General features: G+C 62.6%; 13 protein-coding genes. 3 read left to right on the forward strand and 10 right to left on the reverse strand.

Annotation, left to right across the window (positions count from 1 at the left end):
* Positions 1-118 precede the first annotated feature (118 nt).
* From VF34_RS06380 to VF34_RS24280, 8 genes are all read right to left on the reverse strand, one after another.
* Positions 119-808 (reverse strand): SGNH/GDSL hydrolase family protein, encoded by a 690-nt coding sequence (locus VF34_RS06380; protein WP_045841101.1) that lies wholly within the window; start codon positions 806-808, stop codon positions 119-121.
* A 22-nt stretch (positions 809-830) separates the two neighbouring features.
* Positions 831-1,925, reverse strand: a complete 1,095-nt coding sequence (locus VF34_RS06385; RefSeq protein WP_052718624.1) for a glycosyltransferase family 4 protein — start codon at positions 1,923-1,925, stop codon at positions 831-833.
* Complete coding sequence (locus VF34_RS06390; RefSeq protein WP_156158502.1) at positions 1,922-3,154, reverse strand: hypothetical protein; 1,233 nt, start codon at positions 3,152-3,154, stop codon at positions 1,922-1,924. The genes VF34_RS06385 and VF34_RS06390 overlap by 4 nt, the downstream gene beginning before the upstream one ends.
* On the reverse strand, positions 3,151-4,347 hold the full coding sequence (locus VF34_RS06395) for a glycosyltransferase family 4 protein (RefSeq protein WP_197077446.1): 1,197 nt from the start codon (positions 4,345-4,347) through the stop codon (positions 3,151-3,153). Before VF34_RS06395 ends, VF34_RS06390 begins: the two co-directional genes overlap by 4 nt.
* Positions 4,348-4,412: 65 nt before the next feature.
* A complete protein-coding gene (locus VF34_RS06400) occupies positions 4,413-5,795 on the reverse strand; it encodes an O-antigen ligase family protein (protein WP_082079167.1) in 1,383 nt (460 codons plus the stop codon).
* A 4-nt stretch (positions 5,796-5,799) separates the two neighbouring features.
* Positions 5,800-7,200 carry a tyrosine-protein kinase domain-containing protein gene (locus VF34_RS06405; RefSeq protein WP_197077447.1) on the reverse strand — a complete coding sequence of 467 codons (1,401 nt, stop codon included), beginning with the start codon at positions 7,198-7,200 and terminating at the stop codon, positions 5,800-5,802.
* A 58-nt stretch (positions 7,201-7,258) separates the two neighbouring features.
* Positions 7,259-8,122, reverse strand: a complete 864-nt coding sequence (locus VF34_RS06410; RefSeq protein WP_045841105.1) for a TylF/MycF/NovP-related O-methyltransferase — start codon at positions 8,120-8,122, stop codon at positions 7,259-7,261.
* A gap of 66 nt (positions 8,123-8,188) precedes the next feature.
* On the reverse strand, positions 8,189-10,330 hold the full coding sequence (locus VF34_RS24280) for an acyltransferase family protein (RefSeq protein WP_197077448.1): 2,142 nt from the start codon (positions 10,328-10,330) through the stop codon (positions 8,189-8,191).
* Positions 10,331-10,654: 324 nt separating this feature from the next.
* Between VF34_RS24280 and VF34_RS06420 the strand changes: the two genes are divergently transcribed.
* The gene (locus VF34_RS06420; RefSeq protein WP_045841217.1) at positions 10,655-11,359 is read left to right on the forward strand and encodes an acyltransferase; all 705 of its coding nucleotides are present in this window, start codon (positions 10,655-10,657) and stop codon (positions 11,357-11,359) included.
* Entirely contained in the window at positions 11,356-12,336 is a 981-nt protein-coding gene (locus VF34_RS06425) for a glycosyltransferase family 2 protein (RefSeq protein ID WP_052718632.1), read from the forward strand. Before VF34_RS06420 ends, VF34_RS06425 begins: the two co-directional genes overlap by 4 nt.
* Here the strand turns inward: VF34_RS06425 and VF34_RS06430 are convergent.
* A complete protein-coding gene (locus VF34_RS06430; protein ID WP_045841106.1) occupies positions 12,264-13,400 on the reverse strand; it encodes a glycosyltransferase in 1,137 nt (378 codons plus the stop codon). The two genes, VF34_RS06425 and VF34_RS06430, sit on opposite strands and share 73 nt — an antisense overlap.
* Before the next feature lie 780 nt (positions 13,401-14,180).
* Between VF34_RS06430 and VF34_RS06435 the strand changes: the two genes are divergently transcribed.
* Entirely contained in the window at positions 14,181-15,797 is a 1,617-nt protein-coding gene (locus tag VF34_RS06435; protein WP_045841107.1) for a tyrosine-protein kinase domain-containing protein, read from the forward strand.
* Between the two features lie 342 nt (positions 15,798-16,139).
* Here VF34_RS06435 and VF34_RS06440 read toward each other — a convergent pair whose 3' ends face one another.
* Entirely contained in the window at positions 16,140-17,936 is a 1,797-nt protein-coding gene (locus tag VF34_RS06440) for a DUF4012 domain-containing protein (RefSeq protein ID WP_231578200.1), read from the reverse strand.
* Between the last annotated feature and the right edge of the window lie 19 nt (positions 17,937-17,955).

The following is a 17,955-nucleotide window of genomic DNA, read 5'->3' on the forward strand; positions in this document are numbered from 1 at the left end:
CAGCTACTGTTGTTGGCTAATTCGGCCATTCTTGAATTGACGAATTGCCATCGAGTAAATTCTCGTTCCTGAGATAGGAACTTGCGCGTCCAACTAGAACGACTGAGTCGGGCAAGTCTCACACCAACGCAGTGACTACCGCGTTCGCGATGGTCCGGTGACCCGCGTTGTTCGGATGTAGGCCGTCGGGGTCGATCATGTCCAGATGACCGGCCAGTGGCTCACCGATATCGACATACCTGGCCTCTGCGCTTGCGGTTGCGGCCTTCACCCCGTCGATCAGGGTCGCGAACTCTGCCGGAGGTTCGGTTGAATCCCAGATCGGGCTGGTGACTATCACCTCCGTGTTCGGTGCCGCAGCCTTGATGGCCGCGAATAGCGATGATGCAACGGCTCCGGTGACGCTCGCGGTACCGGCCTCGTAATCGTTGCGGCCACCGGACACGACGACGACATCGGGCTGGGCCGCGGCAACCACATCCAGCTTGATTCCGTAGTCGGTCTTCTGCCCGAGATAGCTCGTGGTGTACCCGGAGCCGCCCTCAGCGAGGTTCAGCTCCGACCACCCCATCGCCGCCGACACGAGCGTCGTCCAGCGCTGTCCATTCGAGGACGCACCGATGCCCTTGCTGTACGAGTCACCCAGGAATGCGACCACGGGCACGGAATCCGGAATGGACACAGGTGGGGGTGTTGCTGCCTGGGGAGCCTCGGACCGTGACCCGATCTGCCATCCCACGATTCCGCTGAACGCCACGACCAACACCGAGACAGCGATCGAGATGAGCACCGTTCTGCGCGCCGTCATGATGCCCCCACTTGCCACCGCGTCACGAGATCGACCGCCGGCAGGACACGCCTTTCGGATGGGTCATAGCGACTCGCATCGTGTGGACCATGTGCTCCCACGACGGAAATCCGAAACCGGACGGCAGTGGGCGCGGACCGCTGGACAGGCTCATTGTCATGGCCTGCGCTACCGCGTCCATGTCGGTGGGATCGCAGTACCGTACCGACTCACCGAGCAATTCTCGAAAGATGGGGCGGTCGCTCACCAGCACCGGTGCCCCGAGGCGTAGCGCCTCGAGTGGAGGCAGACCATAGCCCTCGTTCAGCGAGAGGTATACGAACAGTGCGGCGTTGCGATACAGCCATGAGAGCTGCTCGGTCTGTACGAAACCGGTGTAGCGAATGGAGCCGTCGTCGATTGCAGCGAGTACCTCCTGCTCGAGCTGGTCGGCCTTTCCGTTGGCCGGACCCACGACCACGAACGGGCGGTTGGGTGAGATTGCACCCGAACGTACGGCTGCGGAGAGTGTCGTTGCCAGATTCTTCCGCGTATTCAACCGACCGACGGACAACATGAAGGAGCCGGGACGGAGGTCGAGTGCGGGAGGTGGTTGCGGATCGGCGTCGAGCAAGGATTGCGAGATGCCGAAGCCGGTGACCGCCGTGGGCGCCAGCCGAGGGTTGTGCTGAACGATGCGCGCAGCCTCGGTGTTGCTACTGACGAATAGCACGGTCGCGAAACGGGCGGCGATCATGATCGGCGAGAGGTAGATCCGCTCAATGCGGGTGAACCACTCCGGGTTGGATTGGAACAGCGCATCGTGCACGAAGACGGCCGATTTACCCAGCAGTGGAGAATAATTCGATCCCCACGCCATGTCGTATGGGCCGAGGCGAACTCGAAGCGACAGCTCCACCATGTTCTTCAGCGGCTGCGTCGGCAGGTATGTGCGGATCCATCGCACACCTTGCCGTTCCAAGTCTGCCGCCTCCGCCGGTGTGGGACTGCGCCGCAGCGCGACGGTCAGCACATCGCCAGGAAACTCGCGTCGCCACGCCGCGATCTTCTCGTGTGTGATGACTATGCCGGCGGGCGGACCGTCGAACCAGTAGTACCCGTCGAACAGGACCCTCATGTCGTCTCCGTTCTGTCGCGTCGGGGCAGTACGACGAGCATCGCCACCGACACAGCGATGCGTAGCGCACTCAGGACTATCAACGTCCACACCAAACCTGCTGCACCGCCGACCAATACACCGATCGTTTGGCTACCTACGTCGACGAGCACTGAGGCCAGTCGGGCTCGATGTGTGAACACAGGGCCGACGAAGAATCGGGTGGCCATCAGCGCCACCTCGAAGGTCTGCGCAGACAGGATCGCCATTCCCACCGGAACAACGTACGGCAGCGCGGCGGCGGGACCGACGTCGGAGAACACCGTCGAAAGCGCCGTGTAACCCACCACCCCACAGGCGCCGAGGCCGAGGGCCACCGCGATGTTCCAACGCACCGAGACCGCGAGTACTGCACAGGTGCCCTGAGCACTGAGTGTGGCGAACTGTTTGAATATCAACGGCTGGATGCTCTGGATGATCACGAACGCCGGCGCGAACACCAATGAGTAGGCGAACCGGATCCCGGCAGTGGCAGTGTCGTCCTGAATCAGATATAGCAGCAGTGTGGCGATCTGGCTTCCGAATCCCAGGTAGACGGCCTCTGCGGTGATCCGCCACGCGATGGAGAAGTGCGAATCGGACTTACTGGTGGAGGTGGCTGTGCCGCAGGAGACGAGCCCGGCCGCGAGCACGATCAGCAAGGTGCAGAACCAGATCGGCAGCAGCGCTGTGTTGTCGACACCGAGTGCGATCATACCCGCGGCCAGGAGCGCGCCGACGGCATAGAGCCCCGCCAACAGTGCCGCACGGGAATAGCTGCCACGGATGATGAGGACCTGACGCGGCAGATCGGAGATAGCCATCGTCGCTGCCAAGGCCCCCACCACGGCGGCATAGCCCCAATCGCCGCCGTGGCTTATCCACGCGAACGAAGCAACACCGACGACCGTCGAGAAGACAAGGGTTCCGCGCCAACTCGACCACCGGTCGATGGAATCCTCGGGGCGGATACCTATTCGTGCTGCGTCGACGATGGGGGCGTAGATCCCCCACGCTCGTGAGGTCCCGACGGCGATGAAACCCAGTGCGGCACCGACCGACAGCGAAGCGAATTCGCCTACCGTCAGCGACACACCGGCCGTGACGTTGAAGACGAAGAAGCCGAGGGACCACAAGCCTTGGTCGAGAGTGCGGACCAGGATCCCGGCTCGGGTGACGGACGAGTTCTCCACCGAGGGGCTCGCGGTCATCGTGGCCGACCTACCCGGCCGGGCATCGCTGTGCTGAACGCCAGGCCCTCGGCGTAGAGCTGCGCGGCGAGGTCGATGAACCGCTGCTTGGTCCACTGCGTCGTGCTGATGCGCGGCATGGTGGATGCCCGAACGACGGCCGCCGCCAACATGTCCCGGGTGGTCGTCGGGTCGGCAGCGAGCACGACCCCGGACGTTCCCGAATCCTCGAGCACCGAGCTGGCGCCGGTTCGCTCGAAGCACACCACCGGGAGCCCGCACGAGGCCGCCTCGCCCACCACGCCGCTCGCACCTTCCCGACCCGAGGGATGCATCAGCACATCCGAATGGACCATCATGTCCAATACCGCTGCGCGGTCGAGGGATCCGTGGAAGGTCACTCGATCGTTCACGCCCAGAATCTCTGCCCTTCTGCGCAGGTACGCGCCGTGGCTCGTACTGTCGAAGCCCACGATGTGCAGGTGGGCGTTCTGCAGCATGGTCGACGCCAACGCCTCGATCGCCAGTTCCTGCCGCTTGCGCGTGATGAGGTGCCCGACGACGAGGATCTCGATTCCGTCGTGGTCGGCCCGAGACGGCCGTGCGGTGGGAAGATCAACCACGACGTTGGGAAACCGCCGGAACTCGGTATCAATTTGTCCGACAGTCGCTTCCATCGCTCCGTTCTGCGCGAGTACGAGATCGCATTGCCGCGCGATGCGCGTCGCCGGAATTGATGCCACACGGTCCCGAACCGTCTGCAGAATCCTCTGTCGACGTGATGCGGGCGAGGTGGGCGAAATGGCGAACACCGCGGCGACGCCGCCCGCCCCGACCGGCCCCCAGACTTTGTAGGTGTTCGGTGACATCCTCGTGATCGGTGTCGACAGTATCTCCGATGCGAACGTCACGTGATGCGCGTAGACCACCGAGTGTCTCCGCTCGATCTCTCGAATGTGTCTGACAGCCAGTCGAACCCATAGTTCGTGCTCGAGCCGGGTGAACCGAGGATAGTGCCATCGAAAGAACGGCGGTGCCAGCGGAATCTCGACGGTGACGATCTCGAGGTGCTGCTCGAGCTCGGCCGGAACCCGCCCGGCGCAGGCTTGGGCAGAACGGCGCATCGTCACCAGGACCACCGTTGCATCAACGGTTCGGGCGTGCTCGAGGGTGGCGATCAAGAACTGCCAGCCGATCCCCGGTTCGCTGGGCATGTCCGGGTGAACCGTGAACGAGGACAACACGATTGCACGCGGTCGACCATCGGACGCCGTGAAGGTCATCGCGTCCCCGCGAGGCGGTGCCGTCTGCGCCGTCGGGGCGATCCGTGGGACGCCGGCGTCCGGGCATGCGTCTCTGCGTTCCGAATCGGTGTGGTCGCCGTCAGTGCGAGGAAGACCCAGGGGAATGCAAACCAAATCACGCTGGTCACGGATGTGCAGATCGCCAATCCCAGAAACAGGGGAAGGGCGTGCGCTTTGTCTCGGGCGGCCAGGAACAGTGCGACGGCGAAGACGGCGAAGAAAGCCGAGCCCACGAAGCCCACGTCGTACAGAAGTGACAGCCACATCGAGCTGAGATACGCGGGGCCGGTATTGGTCGGGTCGACGGGGTTGAACTGCGAGAACGTGTTCAGTCCGGTTCCGAACGACGACGCGCCCCAGCCGCGTGCGGCAATTTGATCGATCGCGTTGTTCCACAGTTGGACGCGGTAGGCACCGGTCCCGCTCTGTGTGTCGATCACGTGGACCACGCGCCACAGAAACGTGTCCTCGTCACCCACGCGGTAGTACACGTCCTGCAGGTAGAAGGCGACGAGGGTGAACGCGGCCACCGCCGAGACTACGGCTGTGGGATAACGCTTGACGCAACGGAACAAGACGCAGACGGCGAGGAGCGCTAGGGCAATCCAGGCCGATCTGGTGGACGTCAGTATCAGTGCGATGGTGATCGGAATAGTCATCACCAGAATGCTTTTCGTCACGGCCGATGTACCGGCGAAGTAGTAGACGATGCCCAGCCATCCGAAGCACAAGCAGCCCATGATGTTGTACTCGAAGGCCAGGCCGTCGATGCGGGTACTTGGATCGAGTACGAAGGCAGCGATGCTCATGACGCAGATGAACCCGAGAATGGTTGTGCCGGAACGGACGATGAACCTCAGGTCGAGGGCCGAGGTGACCAGTGGAACCACCGCGACGAGCGCGACGAGCAGCTGGATGGCCATGCGCAGGCTCGCTCCGGGGTCGAGAGCGAAGACCATGCTCGACGCGAGTCCGACTGCGATGAGCCCGACCCCGCCGAGGACGAGACCCGGACCGAGTGAGTTGCCGACGTTCGCGGACGGGTTCCGCCGTACATGGGCGTGCAGGGCGAGCAGGAACAACGGTGTTGCGAAGTATTCCGGACGAATGCTCAGCCCTGCGACCGTCACCTGAACACCGTTGGAGCACAACGCGAAGAAGAAGACGCACCATGCCCATTCCATGCTTCTCAAGGATCCGACAGCGAGAACAACAGCAATCACCGCAGCCAGCGCGATCGAGGCGATCGTGGGAACGGCCAGCGCCAGGTACACGACGACGGAGGCAGCGCAGACGAGTCCTGTTATTTCTGCAGAGGATGGGCCTGCTTTGCGGCCTACTCGCCCGGTGAGGAACATCGGGTCAGTGCCGGTTGGTGCGCACGGGTGCCGATTGCGTCGGCGGTGTCGGCACTCGACCAGGCTCGAAGTCGTAACCGTATTGATCTCGTCCGCGTCCCGTTGCCGGGACCATCGACATGACCACACCGAGCAACGAGGCACCCACGTTCTCGAGGTTGGCCGCAGCGCGCGTCAATTCCTCGCGGCGGGTGTATCCGTACCGCGTGACCAGGATGGTGCCGTCGCATTGCGTGGCGAGAGTGGCGGCGTCGGTGACCGGCAACAGGGGAGGCGAATCCACCACCACGTAGTCGAAGGCCCGTCCCAGATCGCGCAGGAGGGATTGGGCGGTGGAGCTCCCCAGCAGTTCGCTCGGATTGGGCGGGGCCGGGCCCGAGCCCAGTGCCCACAGATCGGTGTGGCCGGTTGTCTGCACCACCTCGTCGAGGCCGGCGTCGTGTGCGAGCACGGAACTGACACCTACCGAGCCGACGATGCCGAGGTAGTCGGCAATGTGTGGCCGTCGCAGGTCGGCATCGACGAGGACGACCCGGTTGCCGGATTCCGCGAGGGAGAGGGCAAGGTTGACGGCAGTGGTCGATTTACCTTCGCCCGCAATGCAACTGGTGACCAGCAGGATGCGGGGTGGATTGTCGACCGAAAGGAATTTGAGGTTCATCCGCAGTTGACGGAACGCCTCGGCGATGGGCGCGGTGGACGAACCGAAGTCGATGGGAGGGGTGTCGCGGATCTTCTTGTCCAACGGGATGGACCCGATGAGCACGCTGTCGGTCAGCGCCTGGAGTTCGTCGGGTTCCTTGACGGTGTTGTCCATCCTGTCGCGAACCAGTGCGCCCGCGATGCCGACCAGAAGTCCGAGGACGAATCCGAGGGCAACGTTGCGGACCTTCTTGGGCGAGACCGGCGTGGTCGATGCCTCCGCGGTCTCGGCCACGGTCACCGCAGCGCTGGCCGTGCCCCCGTCGACAGGCTTCTCCAGTTCGCCCACCAGCGTGGGGAACAGCTCGCCGATGGCGTTGGCGATGTCGCGGGCCTGAGCCGGAGACGAATCGACAACGGACGCGTCGAGTAGAACCGAATTGGGTTTGGCCGTGGCGGTGATGCGGTCGGTCAGTTCGTCCGGACTCATGGGCAGCCCAAGCTGGTCGACGACACGACGAGCCAACTCCCGGCCGGTGAGCAACTCGGTGTAGGAGACGACTCGCTGCTGCGACGCCAAGTTGTTTTGGTACACGTCGCTGGGCGACACCGCCGTCGTCGTGACGAAGAATTGCGTGGTCGATTGATACATCGGTGTGGACACGAGCGAGAACACGACAGCAATGAGGGTGCCGACGATGGTCGTGGCCACGATGACGAGCCACCTCGCGCGCAACGCGGCAGCGTACCGGCGAACTGTCATTCGCATCTCTCCCTCGAACTGCAGGCCCTCGAACTTCGGTGTGTTGTGTGCCGAGCGATCAGGGAACGGTGCGTCGCCAGAATGCGCCGGAACCGTCGATGTCGATGATCTCGTCCTGAATCGAGTGAGCCCGGCGGTAGTCCCGGACAGCTTGTCCGGCCTGAGAGGAATGACTTCCATAGTCGTCCACGATGCAGAACCCGCCCGGTGAGAGCTTGGGGTACAACGACTCCAGAGCTTGAATCGTCGACTCGTACATGTCGCCGTCGAGTCGCATCAGCGCCAGCGCATCGATCGGTGCGGTCGGAAGCGTGTCCTTGAACCACCCCACGAGAAATTGCACGCGCTCGTCCAGAAGGCCGTATCGCTCGAAGTTGTGCTGCACCGTGCGGGGGCCCACCGCGAGGCCGCCGAGTTGATGGTTGCGATCGCCCGCGTCGGCGGGATACCGGGTGGCGTCCGGGGGCGGGAGTCCCTCGAACGAATCCGCAACCCATACGGTCCGCCTCCGGTCACCCCAGGCGACCAAGTTCGCCTTCATGAAAATCGATGCACCGCCGCGCCATACGCCGGTCTCGATCAGATCGCCGGGGACCCCGTCCGAGACGATCGTTGCGACGCACTCCTCGATGTTGGTCATTCGGCGCAGACCGATCATGGACTCCGCCCGGGAGGGCCAGTCGAGGCCGGATTCTCGCTCGCGCTCGTCGTACGGTTTCTTGATCGCAATCTCGACACCGAATCGGCCGGCCGCATGGGCGAAGGAGCTCGCCAATCGTTTGGGTAGCGATGGGTTTCCCTGCCACCGAACGCCGCCCAGCACCGAATCGTTGTCTTCCGCCAGAGCGCCCGTCAAAGCGCGTTTGACCGTGTTCAGATAAAGACCTCTCACCAAGTCGATATCGGTGACTTCCGTCGTCATTGGCAAACCATAGCAACGCATTAAGTGACTCGTCGGGTGCAAGAACGATATTCGTGGCGGGACAATTCAGGTCGGTAGCAACGCTTCTTGCATTCTGGGAATCAGGTATTCGCCGTATTGTCGGGTGATGTGACCGGTATCCCAGCTGATTACTATGCCGGATACGACCAATGGGCACGTGTTGCGATAGCAGAACCAGGAACGAGTGTCGATCAACGTGGCTCCCGTTTGTTGTGCGGCTGCCTCGTCGGCGATGCGAGCGGTCAGCCAGTTCTCGGAAATGGTGCTGACGCAATTGGATGGAACGGCCAGCCTGCCCGCGCATTCCGTGGCGGCCTTGCCGAGTGGGTTCGGGGTGAGGATCACGACGGCGGCATCGCTGGGTGCGATCCGCTCGATGATCGCGGTGCGCGCGGCTGTCCACGCCTGCGCCGAGCCCTTGTTGTCCACCATGGCCTGGATCCCGTATTCCATATCCACCATCACCACCATGCTGGGCCGGGCGGTGTTGATCTGATCTACCATCTCGTCGCGGCTGGAGTTGCATCGATCGGTGGATTGCTCGTCCACGCCGATAGTCACGTCGGAGGCGACGAACGGGCAGTTGTTGAGTCCCATGCCGTGCACCCGAAAGCCGTTGGGAATCAACGCTCCGACGATGGCGGGCAGCCAGGAAGCCGAGAAGGAGTCGCCGACGACGATCGCAGAACGTGGCGCGTCGGGAGGTCCGTAATTGCACACATCGAGGCTCAGTTCCGGGGGATCCAAGCACCCGGCCTCCGGGCTCATCTCGACTGGCTTACCGCTCTCGACGTCGTCGAGCGGGGGAGTTGTGACCCGAAAGGACGTGGCACCGAGCGACTCCACGATGGCGGCCTCGAGCGGGTCGCGGTCCTCTCCGACGGATGCTGCGGCGAGAACCGGGGCGGGCCCGCTCGCGGGTAGCACGACGGACGGCTGATTGAACAGGGCGACCAGGAGAAAGACCATGACTGCCCCCAGCGCGGCTACGAACACGCGTTGACCGTCGTGACTGTCGCTCGCAACGGAGCGGTGCCCGGGGCGTCTCGATCGGGGAGCCAGGAAGTCCGAGTCGAGGACGGCTTTCTCCACCAGGTGGTAGGACGCCACGGACAGCAGAACGGTGCACACGATGACGGTGACGTAGTACGTGATGCCCACATTCATGACGGTGAGGAGAAGCACGACGAGCGGCCAGTGCCACAGATACAACGAGTACGAGATGGCACCGATGTACACCACGGGTTTTAGCCGAAGCGGTTTCGTCACCGCCAGGCCGGTGGATCCGATACCCGCTGCGATCACCAGACACGTGGCCACGACGGGGACGACGCCGTAGGGCGCAGGGATGGTGTACGTGACCTCGAAGGTGAACTCGGAATAGAAGATTCCCACGAGGCCGGTGACCGCCATGACGGACCGGAGCCACACGGGCAGCCGGTGGAAGATCGGCGCAATGGATGCCAGCAATGCCCCTGCTGCCAGTTGCCACACCCGGCTGAAGGTGGAGAAGTAGGCCGCGGTGGGGCTGGCGACGCTCTCGTCCATGGCCCAGAGGAACGACACCGCAATCGCGACCACAGCGAATCCGCCGACGAACGGCCGCAGCGGCAGGTTCTTTCGCCATCTCGTAGCGATGAAGAGCAGGCCGACCACGAGTAGAGGCCACACCACGTAGAACTGTTCCTCGACGGCAAGAGACCAGTAGTGCTGCAACGGAGAGTGCGGCAACGCCGTCTGAAAGTAGTCCGTCCCGATCGAGATCAGATGCCAGTTCATCATGAACGCAGCCGACCACCACGTATCGACCACGATCGCCTCGAACCTGCTGGTGACAACCAGTACGTACGACGCGGTGAGAGTTGCGCCCAGGACCAGCAGTGCAAGGGGCAGGATCCGGCGGGCACGTCTGCGATAGAAGTTCGCTATGGACACCCGGCCGTAGCGCATTCCCTCTCGCAGTAGCAGGCTCGTGATGAGGAACCCGGAAATGACGAAGAACATGTCCACGCCGACGTATCCGCCTTCGGGCCAACGAACGACGTGATGCAAAATCGCGAACGTCACGGCGATCATCCGCAAACCCTGAATGTCGAGCAGAAATCCGAAGTCGTTGGACTTGCCGGGAATACTCGGTGGCGTCGAAACAGCCGGCGGTCGGCCGGCTTTCCTTTCGTGCAGTGACATCTGCAGTCCTCGAGGCATGTGCGTGACTTCCGGAAAACCCCGGTCGGTGAAGCGAATACTAGCCGGATTCGGAGCTTTGGTAAGCGAACACAGAAACCGTCAACGATCCGAACGGCGGTTAGAAGGCGGAATGCGTTCAGGGTGGTCCGGCGAATGGCCCGCTAACCTTCATGTTGGTTGTTTCTTGCCGTCGACTGATGATGCCCATCTGGTTCATGTTGTGCGACAGAGTAGTTCGCCAAGCTCATAGCGTCCGAACGGGGTGCCGATCCTGGCGTGGACGGTTACCGTGAGCGCACCGAATTGCGTTCTAAGGAGTGCAAGATGCTGCACGCGTTGATCGACACCATCTACTGGAAGCTGCGTCGGAGGCGAATGCCCGACGACATTCCTTCTACGGCCTTGTTGACCTTCGTGGTCGATCGAGTCGGTCAGGCGCTCCGGGGGCAACTGCTGGGCCTGCCCTATTTGAGGGGACCGGCACTGCACTTTCGGGGCCGCGGCGTGAAGGTGCGCAACGCAGCCAAACTGCGCGTGGGCACCGCCGTGGTGTTCGGCGACGGCGTGGCCATCGACGCGCACTCGGCACATGGAATCACGTTCGGCGACAGGACCACTGTGGGTCGTGGGTCGTCGATCAACGGATCGGGTGTTATCTCGGAACCCGGTGTCGGCGTCGTGATCGGCGAGGGTGTCGCGGTGGGGATGTACAACGTGATCTGGGGTCAGGGCGGGATCACGATCGGGGACAACGCCATGATCGGGCCCCATGTGTCGATCTTCAGTGAGGATCACGGTTTCGCCGACATGTCGGAGCCCATGAACAGGCAGGGTTACCTCCGGAGCCCGACGGTCATCGGAGCGGACACGTGGATCGGGGCGGGCTGCGTGATCACCCGCGGGGTCACTATCGGTGAAGGCGCTATCGTCGGCTCCGGTTCGGTGGTCACCAAAGACGTTGCGCCTTACACGATCGTAGGAGGCGTGCCGGCCCGTTTGATCAAGGCCCGCGAACACACCGTCACATGACTCGACCCGAGGTCTCGGTTCTGATCGTCACCTACAACAGCGCGCACGTAATCTCTGCATGCCTCGATGCGCTCGAAGCGGGGCACGGACGGGACGGCGAGATGGAAATCATCGTGTACGACAACGCCTCGACGGATGAGACGGTGCCACTGATCGAGCGGAATTGGCCGGCCGTGCGCGTGATCGCGGGCGCGCGCAACCTCGGATTCGCCAAGGGTGTCAACAGAGCTGCGGAAGCAGCCACCGGCCGGAACATCATGCTGCTCAATCCCGATGCCGTCATCGCCGCCGCGGACGTACTGGTTCTGGCCAGGACGGTGCCGTCGACCCACGGCGGGATCGTCGCGCCTGTCATCCATACCGGCGGCGTGCGCGTGATGGCAGCCGGCCGAATGCCCACGATCTGGGCGATGGCCAGTCACTATTTCGGGATCTCCCGGCTCTCGCGGGGCCGGACGTGGTTGCAGGGGCACTATTTGCTGCCCTCGGACGTCGGGGAGGGCGTGGTCTCCACCGACTGGGTGACCGGTGCCTGTCTGATGGTCGATTCCGAAACGTGGTGGCGAGTAGACGGATTGACCGAGCGGTGGTTCATGTACGCCGAGGACATCGAATTCTGCTGGCGCGTAGCCCGCGCAGGGGGCGTGGTGTTGATCCAGCCGCTTGCGCATGCACAACATCTGGTGGGCAGCAGCAATGGTGCGCCGGAGGCAGGCACCAACTCCGCCTGGGTGCTCAATCTTTACGAGTTCTACTGCGCAGACCTTGCCGAGTCGCGCCTGCAGCGAATCGTGTGGGCGCTCGTGGTGGGATGTGGTCTACGGTTCCGGGCCGTCGTCTTCCTGTTGCAGTCTCTGTTGCATCGCTCGGCCGAATTGCATCGCGCAGCCGGAGATTTCACTCGTCACTCCAACGCGGTGTTCCGAGCACTGACGGCGTCCGCCGACGACAGGTGGTCGCGAAGCGCTCGATCGTAATCGGCACAGACTCGTTCCCAGGTGTAGTGGTCGTGAGCACGGCGGATCGATTCTGTGCTCAACTCCTGTTGTAGTTCGCTGTCGTCCAGCACGGTCTCGAGTCCGGCGCTGATGCACCGCGGATCCGGGTCGACGAACACCGCTCCGTCGCCGAGAACCTCACGGTTGTAGACGGTGTCGCGTGCGACTACCGGCGCACCGCAGGCCATGGCTTGAACCAACGCAGGGTTCGTTCCTCCCACGCTGTGCCCGTGGAAGTACGCACCGGCGTTCTCCCATAATGAGAACAGCATGTCGTCGTCACTGATGTGCCCGTACCACCGCACGTTGGTCTCTCGGGCGGCTATGTCGGCCACCCGCTCCTCCAGGGCACCGCCGTACCCTGACGAACCGACGATCACCACTTGCCAACGCTCGCACAGTGTTTCGATGGCGTCCAAGAACGGTCCGATGGTGTTCTCGGGAACAAAGCGAGCCACCATCAGAATGTACTTCCGGCGCGCTAGACCGTCGGGCGGATCGTCTCCGGTTCGAGGATCGCCGCCGTACGGAATGAATACACCAACCCGGCCGGAGAGTTCCTCCCATCGAACACCCAGCGCTCGGGAGTCGTAGATGAGAGTGGTCGCGTACCGCGCTGTCGCACGGCCGCCGATGGCGAAGATCGCCTTGGCTATGCGTCCCCACTTCTCCCGTTCCCACTCGATTCCGTCGACATTGACCAACGTGGGGATTTTGCGAAGCCGAAGCAACGGCAACCAGAAGCCGTTTGCCACGTTCATTACCAGGGCCGCATCGGGTTTCGTCGCCACCGCATGGATCGACGACGTGGCCCCGTACGTGATGGTGCTGGCCGACTTGCTGTCGATGCCAGGGGTCACCACGGAACGCACACGGGGATCCATGTCGATCGGGTTGGTGCTCAACGCCTTTCCTCGGCCGTACACAACCACGTTCCAGCCGTGATCGGCCAGGTAGGGGGCCAGATGTCGGACCAAGGTTTCGAAACCGCCGTAGAAACTCGGGTATCCCCGTGTGCCGATGATGGCGACCGTACGAGTCATAGTGCTCCCACTGAGCGTCGACATACCAGTGCGCTCGTCGATTCCCTGACATTCGACATAGCAATTTGAAAGGGATGTTATACACGCGGCAACGCTTTTGTCCGTCCAACGCGTGAAAACGAAACATTGCGTGCACAAACCGATTTCGCGAACTTGGTGTCGGTTTTGAAAGATGCTCTTAACAGAATCGATTCTGTCTAGTGGGCAATTTGGCGAGCCCGGAAGTTTCTTTGTGGTTCTTTCGAGGGACCCGCGGTTTGTTCCAGCGTGCCGGGGTTCCTCGAAGGTGAAGGACGTCCGCCCTAGCTGTTCGCGCAGTAGCGCCGTGGTCTACGGGGCCTGGCGTCATCGCTCTGGCGGTTGCGGAGGCGGCCGCCGTGGCGATGGCAGATCGAGAGGCTTCAGAGAGCAGTCAGGTGCGGCTCGCCGGGGTCCGGGCTGTCTCGCAGCTCGAACGAGAGGATGCGAGGACTCCAGTGTCGAGAATCACCCTGACTTGGGCCGGGTTTGCGAAGCATTTTATGGTTCCTGCTCTAGCTGGTCGAACGCTACCGGCACTCCACGCCCGTTCGTAAATTTTGAAAACGAAATTGGGGACACGGATTGTCGTGACACGTCACAACAGGGAATTCGCCGAGTAGGTCTTCGTGAATCGAACGAATGAGTGACTGGCTCCAGAGGCAATACTGATCCGGTGCACGGCGATCGAATACTTATGTAACGATTGAGCCACACAGTAGCCCGTTGCGGGGTTGTACGAACGGACGAGGAGCTCGAAGCATGGAGATACAGGATTATCTGAAAATCCTGAAGGCGAGATGGATCATCATTGCCGTAACCGTGGTCGTAGCGATCCTTGGTGCCCTGGGTGCGTCCTTGCTGACGACTCCGCTCTACGAAGCCAGCGCCAGGATGTTCGTCTCCACCTCTGGTGGTGCGTCGGTGAGTGAGACCTATCAGGGCAACCTGACCTCGCAGCAGCTCGTGGCTTCGTACTCGGAGTTGGCGACCAGCGAGGCGCTGGCGGCTCGGGTTCTCAATGTCCTTCCGCTCGGAGGGATGAGCGCCTCACAGCTGGCGTCGAAGGTCAAGGCGTCGTCGACACCCGATACAGTTCTGTTCAATCTGACGGTCACCGATCCATCGCCTGAACGGGCTCGCGATATCGCCAATGCGATGGCGACCGAGCTGACCGAGCAAGTCCGAGAACTGGAGACGCCCGCCAATGGCGGTGACCCCGCAGCTGGCGTCAAGACGTTCCAACAGGCTGAGGCGTCGTCAACGCCTGTCAGCCCTAAGACCAAGCGCAATCTCGCCCTGGGTGCGGCTGTCGGCCTTCTGCTCGGAATTGCTCTCGCGGTCCTGCGCGACCGCCTCGACAACACGATCAAGGGTCGTCGCGAGATCGAAGCAATCTCCGGCAAGGCGCTCGTCGGCACGATTCCGTTCGACAAAGAACGTAAGGCGCATCCGGCCGTCGACTTTCAGGACCTCACTCAATCGGCTAGTGCCGAGGCGTTCCGCGAGCTGCGCACCAACTTGCAGTTCCTCGAGGTCGACCATCCACCACGTGTCATCGTCGTCACCAGTGCAATTCCCAGTGAAGGTAAGACGACCACCGCAGTGAATCTCGCTGTGGCCCTTGCCGAAGCAGGTCACCATGTGGCTCTCGTGGAAGGCGATCTGCGTCGTCCGCGGGTCTCGAAATACATGGGTCTCATCGGTTCGGTCGGACTGAGTACCGTTCTCGCCGGCCAAGCAACGGTCGAGGAGGTGCTGCAGCCGACCAAGTACGAGGGCCTGCAGGCCATGGCGTCCGGTCCCATTCCGCCCAACCCGTCCGAGTTGTTGGGCTCCGAAGCCTCGCGTGCTCTGTTGGTCGAACTGCGTTCGAGATTCGACTATGTGATCGTGGACGGTGCGCCGTTGCTCCCCGTGACCGACTCGGCCGTCCTCACCACCCATGCTGACGGTGCCCTGCTCGTCACGCGTTACGGACACACGAAGTCCAACGAACTCGCGCGGGCCATCAGCAACCTCGAGACCATCGGCGCACATGTTCTCGGCGTGGTGCTGGCGTTGACCCCGTCGAAGAAGGGGGATATGTACAGCTACTCGTACAACTACACGGCCGACACCAACCTGCCGCGTCAGGTTGTACCCCCGGTTCCCGCGCCGGCACCCCAAGGTCCGGTACAGCATCCGACGCCGGCAGCTGCACCCACTCCGCCACAGGCTGCCTCGACGTACCCCGGATCGGCGCAGCCTGCGCCGTCGGCACCGACCGAAACTGCACGCACGGCCGTCAGTGCGGCTCCATACGGACGAGCACGCCGTCCTGAGGTGCACACCGACCCGTCGACGAACGGCACCGACAACCCCCGTTTCCGTAAATAGTCGGTTCCGCCAACACAAGAGCAGTTCGCATCGTGATGTATCACGGCCGCAACCGACAATGCCCCGCCACATTCACAGTGGCGGGGCATTGTCGATTGTTGGAAGCTAGACGCGACCCTCGAATTCCGCGACCACGAACAGCACGATCAGTGCAAGCGTCAGGACTACCAATACGATCCAAACAAATGGATGCGCATTTTCTGGCGGCCTGACTCGGTCCCTACGTCGTTTTCCGAACACGGACCGAACTGTAAATCAGTCGAAGAACAACCGCAGCCCCGTCGCGCCTAGTGTGACGAAGACGCGCGGGGCTGGGGTTATCGGGCTGTCAGCGCTGGGGAGTCAGCATTGCGGGACGTCGATGCTGACCGTCGGCTGATCGACCAAAGGCTGCACAGGCACCGTCGCCTCACCCGGAGCCGAGGGCTCCTCGAGCTCCCAGGTGACCGTCTGCGACTTTCCCGGCGGGATGGTGAGATACGCGGCCTGTACGGGGCGACCCAATTCGGTGCCGGCCTGGATGGAGAATCCGGAAACGCCGTTCACCTTCATGGACGTGATTTTCGCGCCCTGAGTGCCGTACAGATAGACGATCGATTCGTTGGTGCCGTACGGGACGTTGGGCTGGAATGTGCTCGCCACGTACGACGTCAGGCCGTTCGGATCCACGTTGTTGGTCAGTGTCGCCGTCACCGTCGACTTACGGGTCCCGGCTGTGCAGGATTCGGCCGAATATTTGATATCGCGGGCCAGGTAGTAATCGAGCTTGTTGCCACCGGCATTGTTGACCACCACATTGGCGTAGGGAGCCGGGTTGTCCGGCAACACGTGACCCACCTTTGTGCCGGCCAGAATTGCCTCCTCGGCCGGATCTGCGCTCCACACCGAAATACGGCCTTCGCTGCCGGCGCGGCCCACCGCGTCGAGCAAAGATCTGGTGGGGGCAGCGCCCGTCGTCATCTTCTGCACCACCGCAGACGCAATCTGCTGCAGATACTCCTTGCGTGCCAACTGATCGTCGCCGAACCTCGAATAGGCTGTGCTGAGGGTGATTTCGACGACGTTGTCTGCCGTGATCTGCTCGCCGTCGGCCAACGTGACCGGGCCGGTGGCTCCGAGGATGTAGCTCAACGCAATCGGATCGGTGGCGATGGCACCGTTGAGCACCTCACCGGTCTGCTCCGTCCACATCGACGACCAGATCTGGCCGGCATACGGAAAGTGTGGGCTCGCATTCGAGTTACGGAAGTCGGTCGTGGTGTTACGCGGTGCCCACAGTGCGTTGTACTCGGGCCCCAGGTCGATGGGCTGCTTCGCGAATTCGAGTTCGTTGTTGGCACCGAGAGTGTCGACACGGGCGGTGCCGTTCTCGGCGCGAATGATGCCGTAACCACCGAGCAGACCGCCGGTACCGCGGGCCTCCGCATTGGTCTGGAACGCGAGAAAGTAACTGCGCGGACCGTTGTCGCCGAGCATCGACGGCAACAGCTGACTGGCGATGCGGGTGTTGGTGAGCAGGCCTGCGAGATCGTGTGTTTGATCGATCAACGACGTACGAGCATCGCTCACGACGCCGAGGAATGCGGGCTCGTCCACTTGCTGCGCCTGGAGGCTCAATTCCTCGGCTGCGGCAGCGGTCTGCTCCAGTACAGGCTGTGCGTCCCGGAGAGCCGCGGTATCGACCTTGCCGCCGCCTTCGACGAGGCTGCTGGGATTCAGGCTTTCGCCGGCCGTCGATGCCGGGGTGAGGACGTCCACGGCCAGTCCGTGCACCACATCGGTGATCTGAGCTACCGATTTCAGCGGACTACCAAGGTAAGGAACGGCTTTCGCTATCGAAAACGGGATGGACGTCGTTGCCGACACCGCGTCGTCCGCCGATTCCGAGGCCCTCGCCGCTGCGGCCTCGGCACCGGCCGCATCACCGTCGAGCAGAGCATCTTTCGCCTGCGTGGCGGAGTCGCGCGTGGCGTTCAGGCTGGACTGCGCGGTGTAGGCCTCGTACCCCAGCCACACCAGAAATGCGACGAGGACGACCAGCAACACCCCTACCGTGAGGAGAATCGGCCGCTTCTTACCGGATCGAGAACCACGAACATCGGTGGAACTGGTCGCCATTGTCGGTGGCCTCTCGGTCATAGGAAGTCGGTCGAGTGCA

This window comes from Rhodococcus sp. PML026, assembly GCF_000963615.1.
In the GTDB taxonomy this organism is placed as follows: domain Bacteria; phylum Actinomycetota; class Actinomycetes; order Mycobacteriales; family Mycobacteriaceae; genus Rhodococcoides; species Rhodococcoides fascians.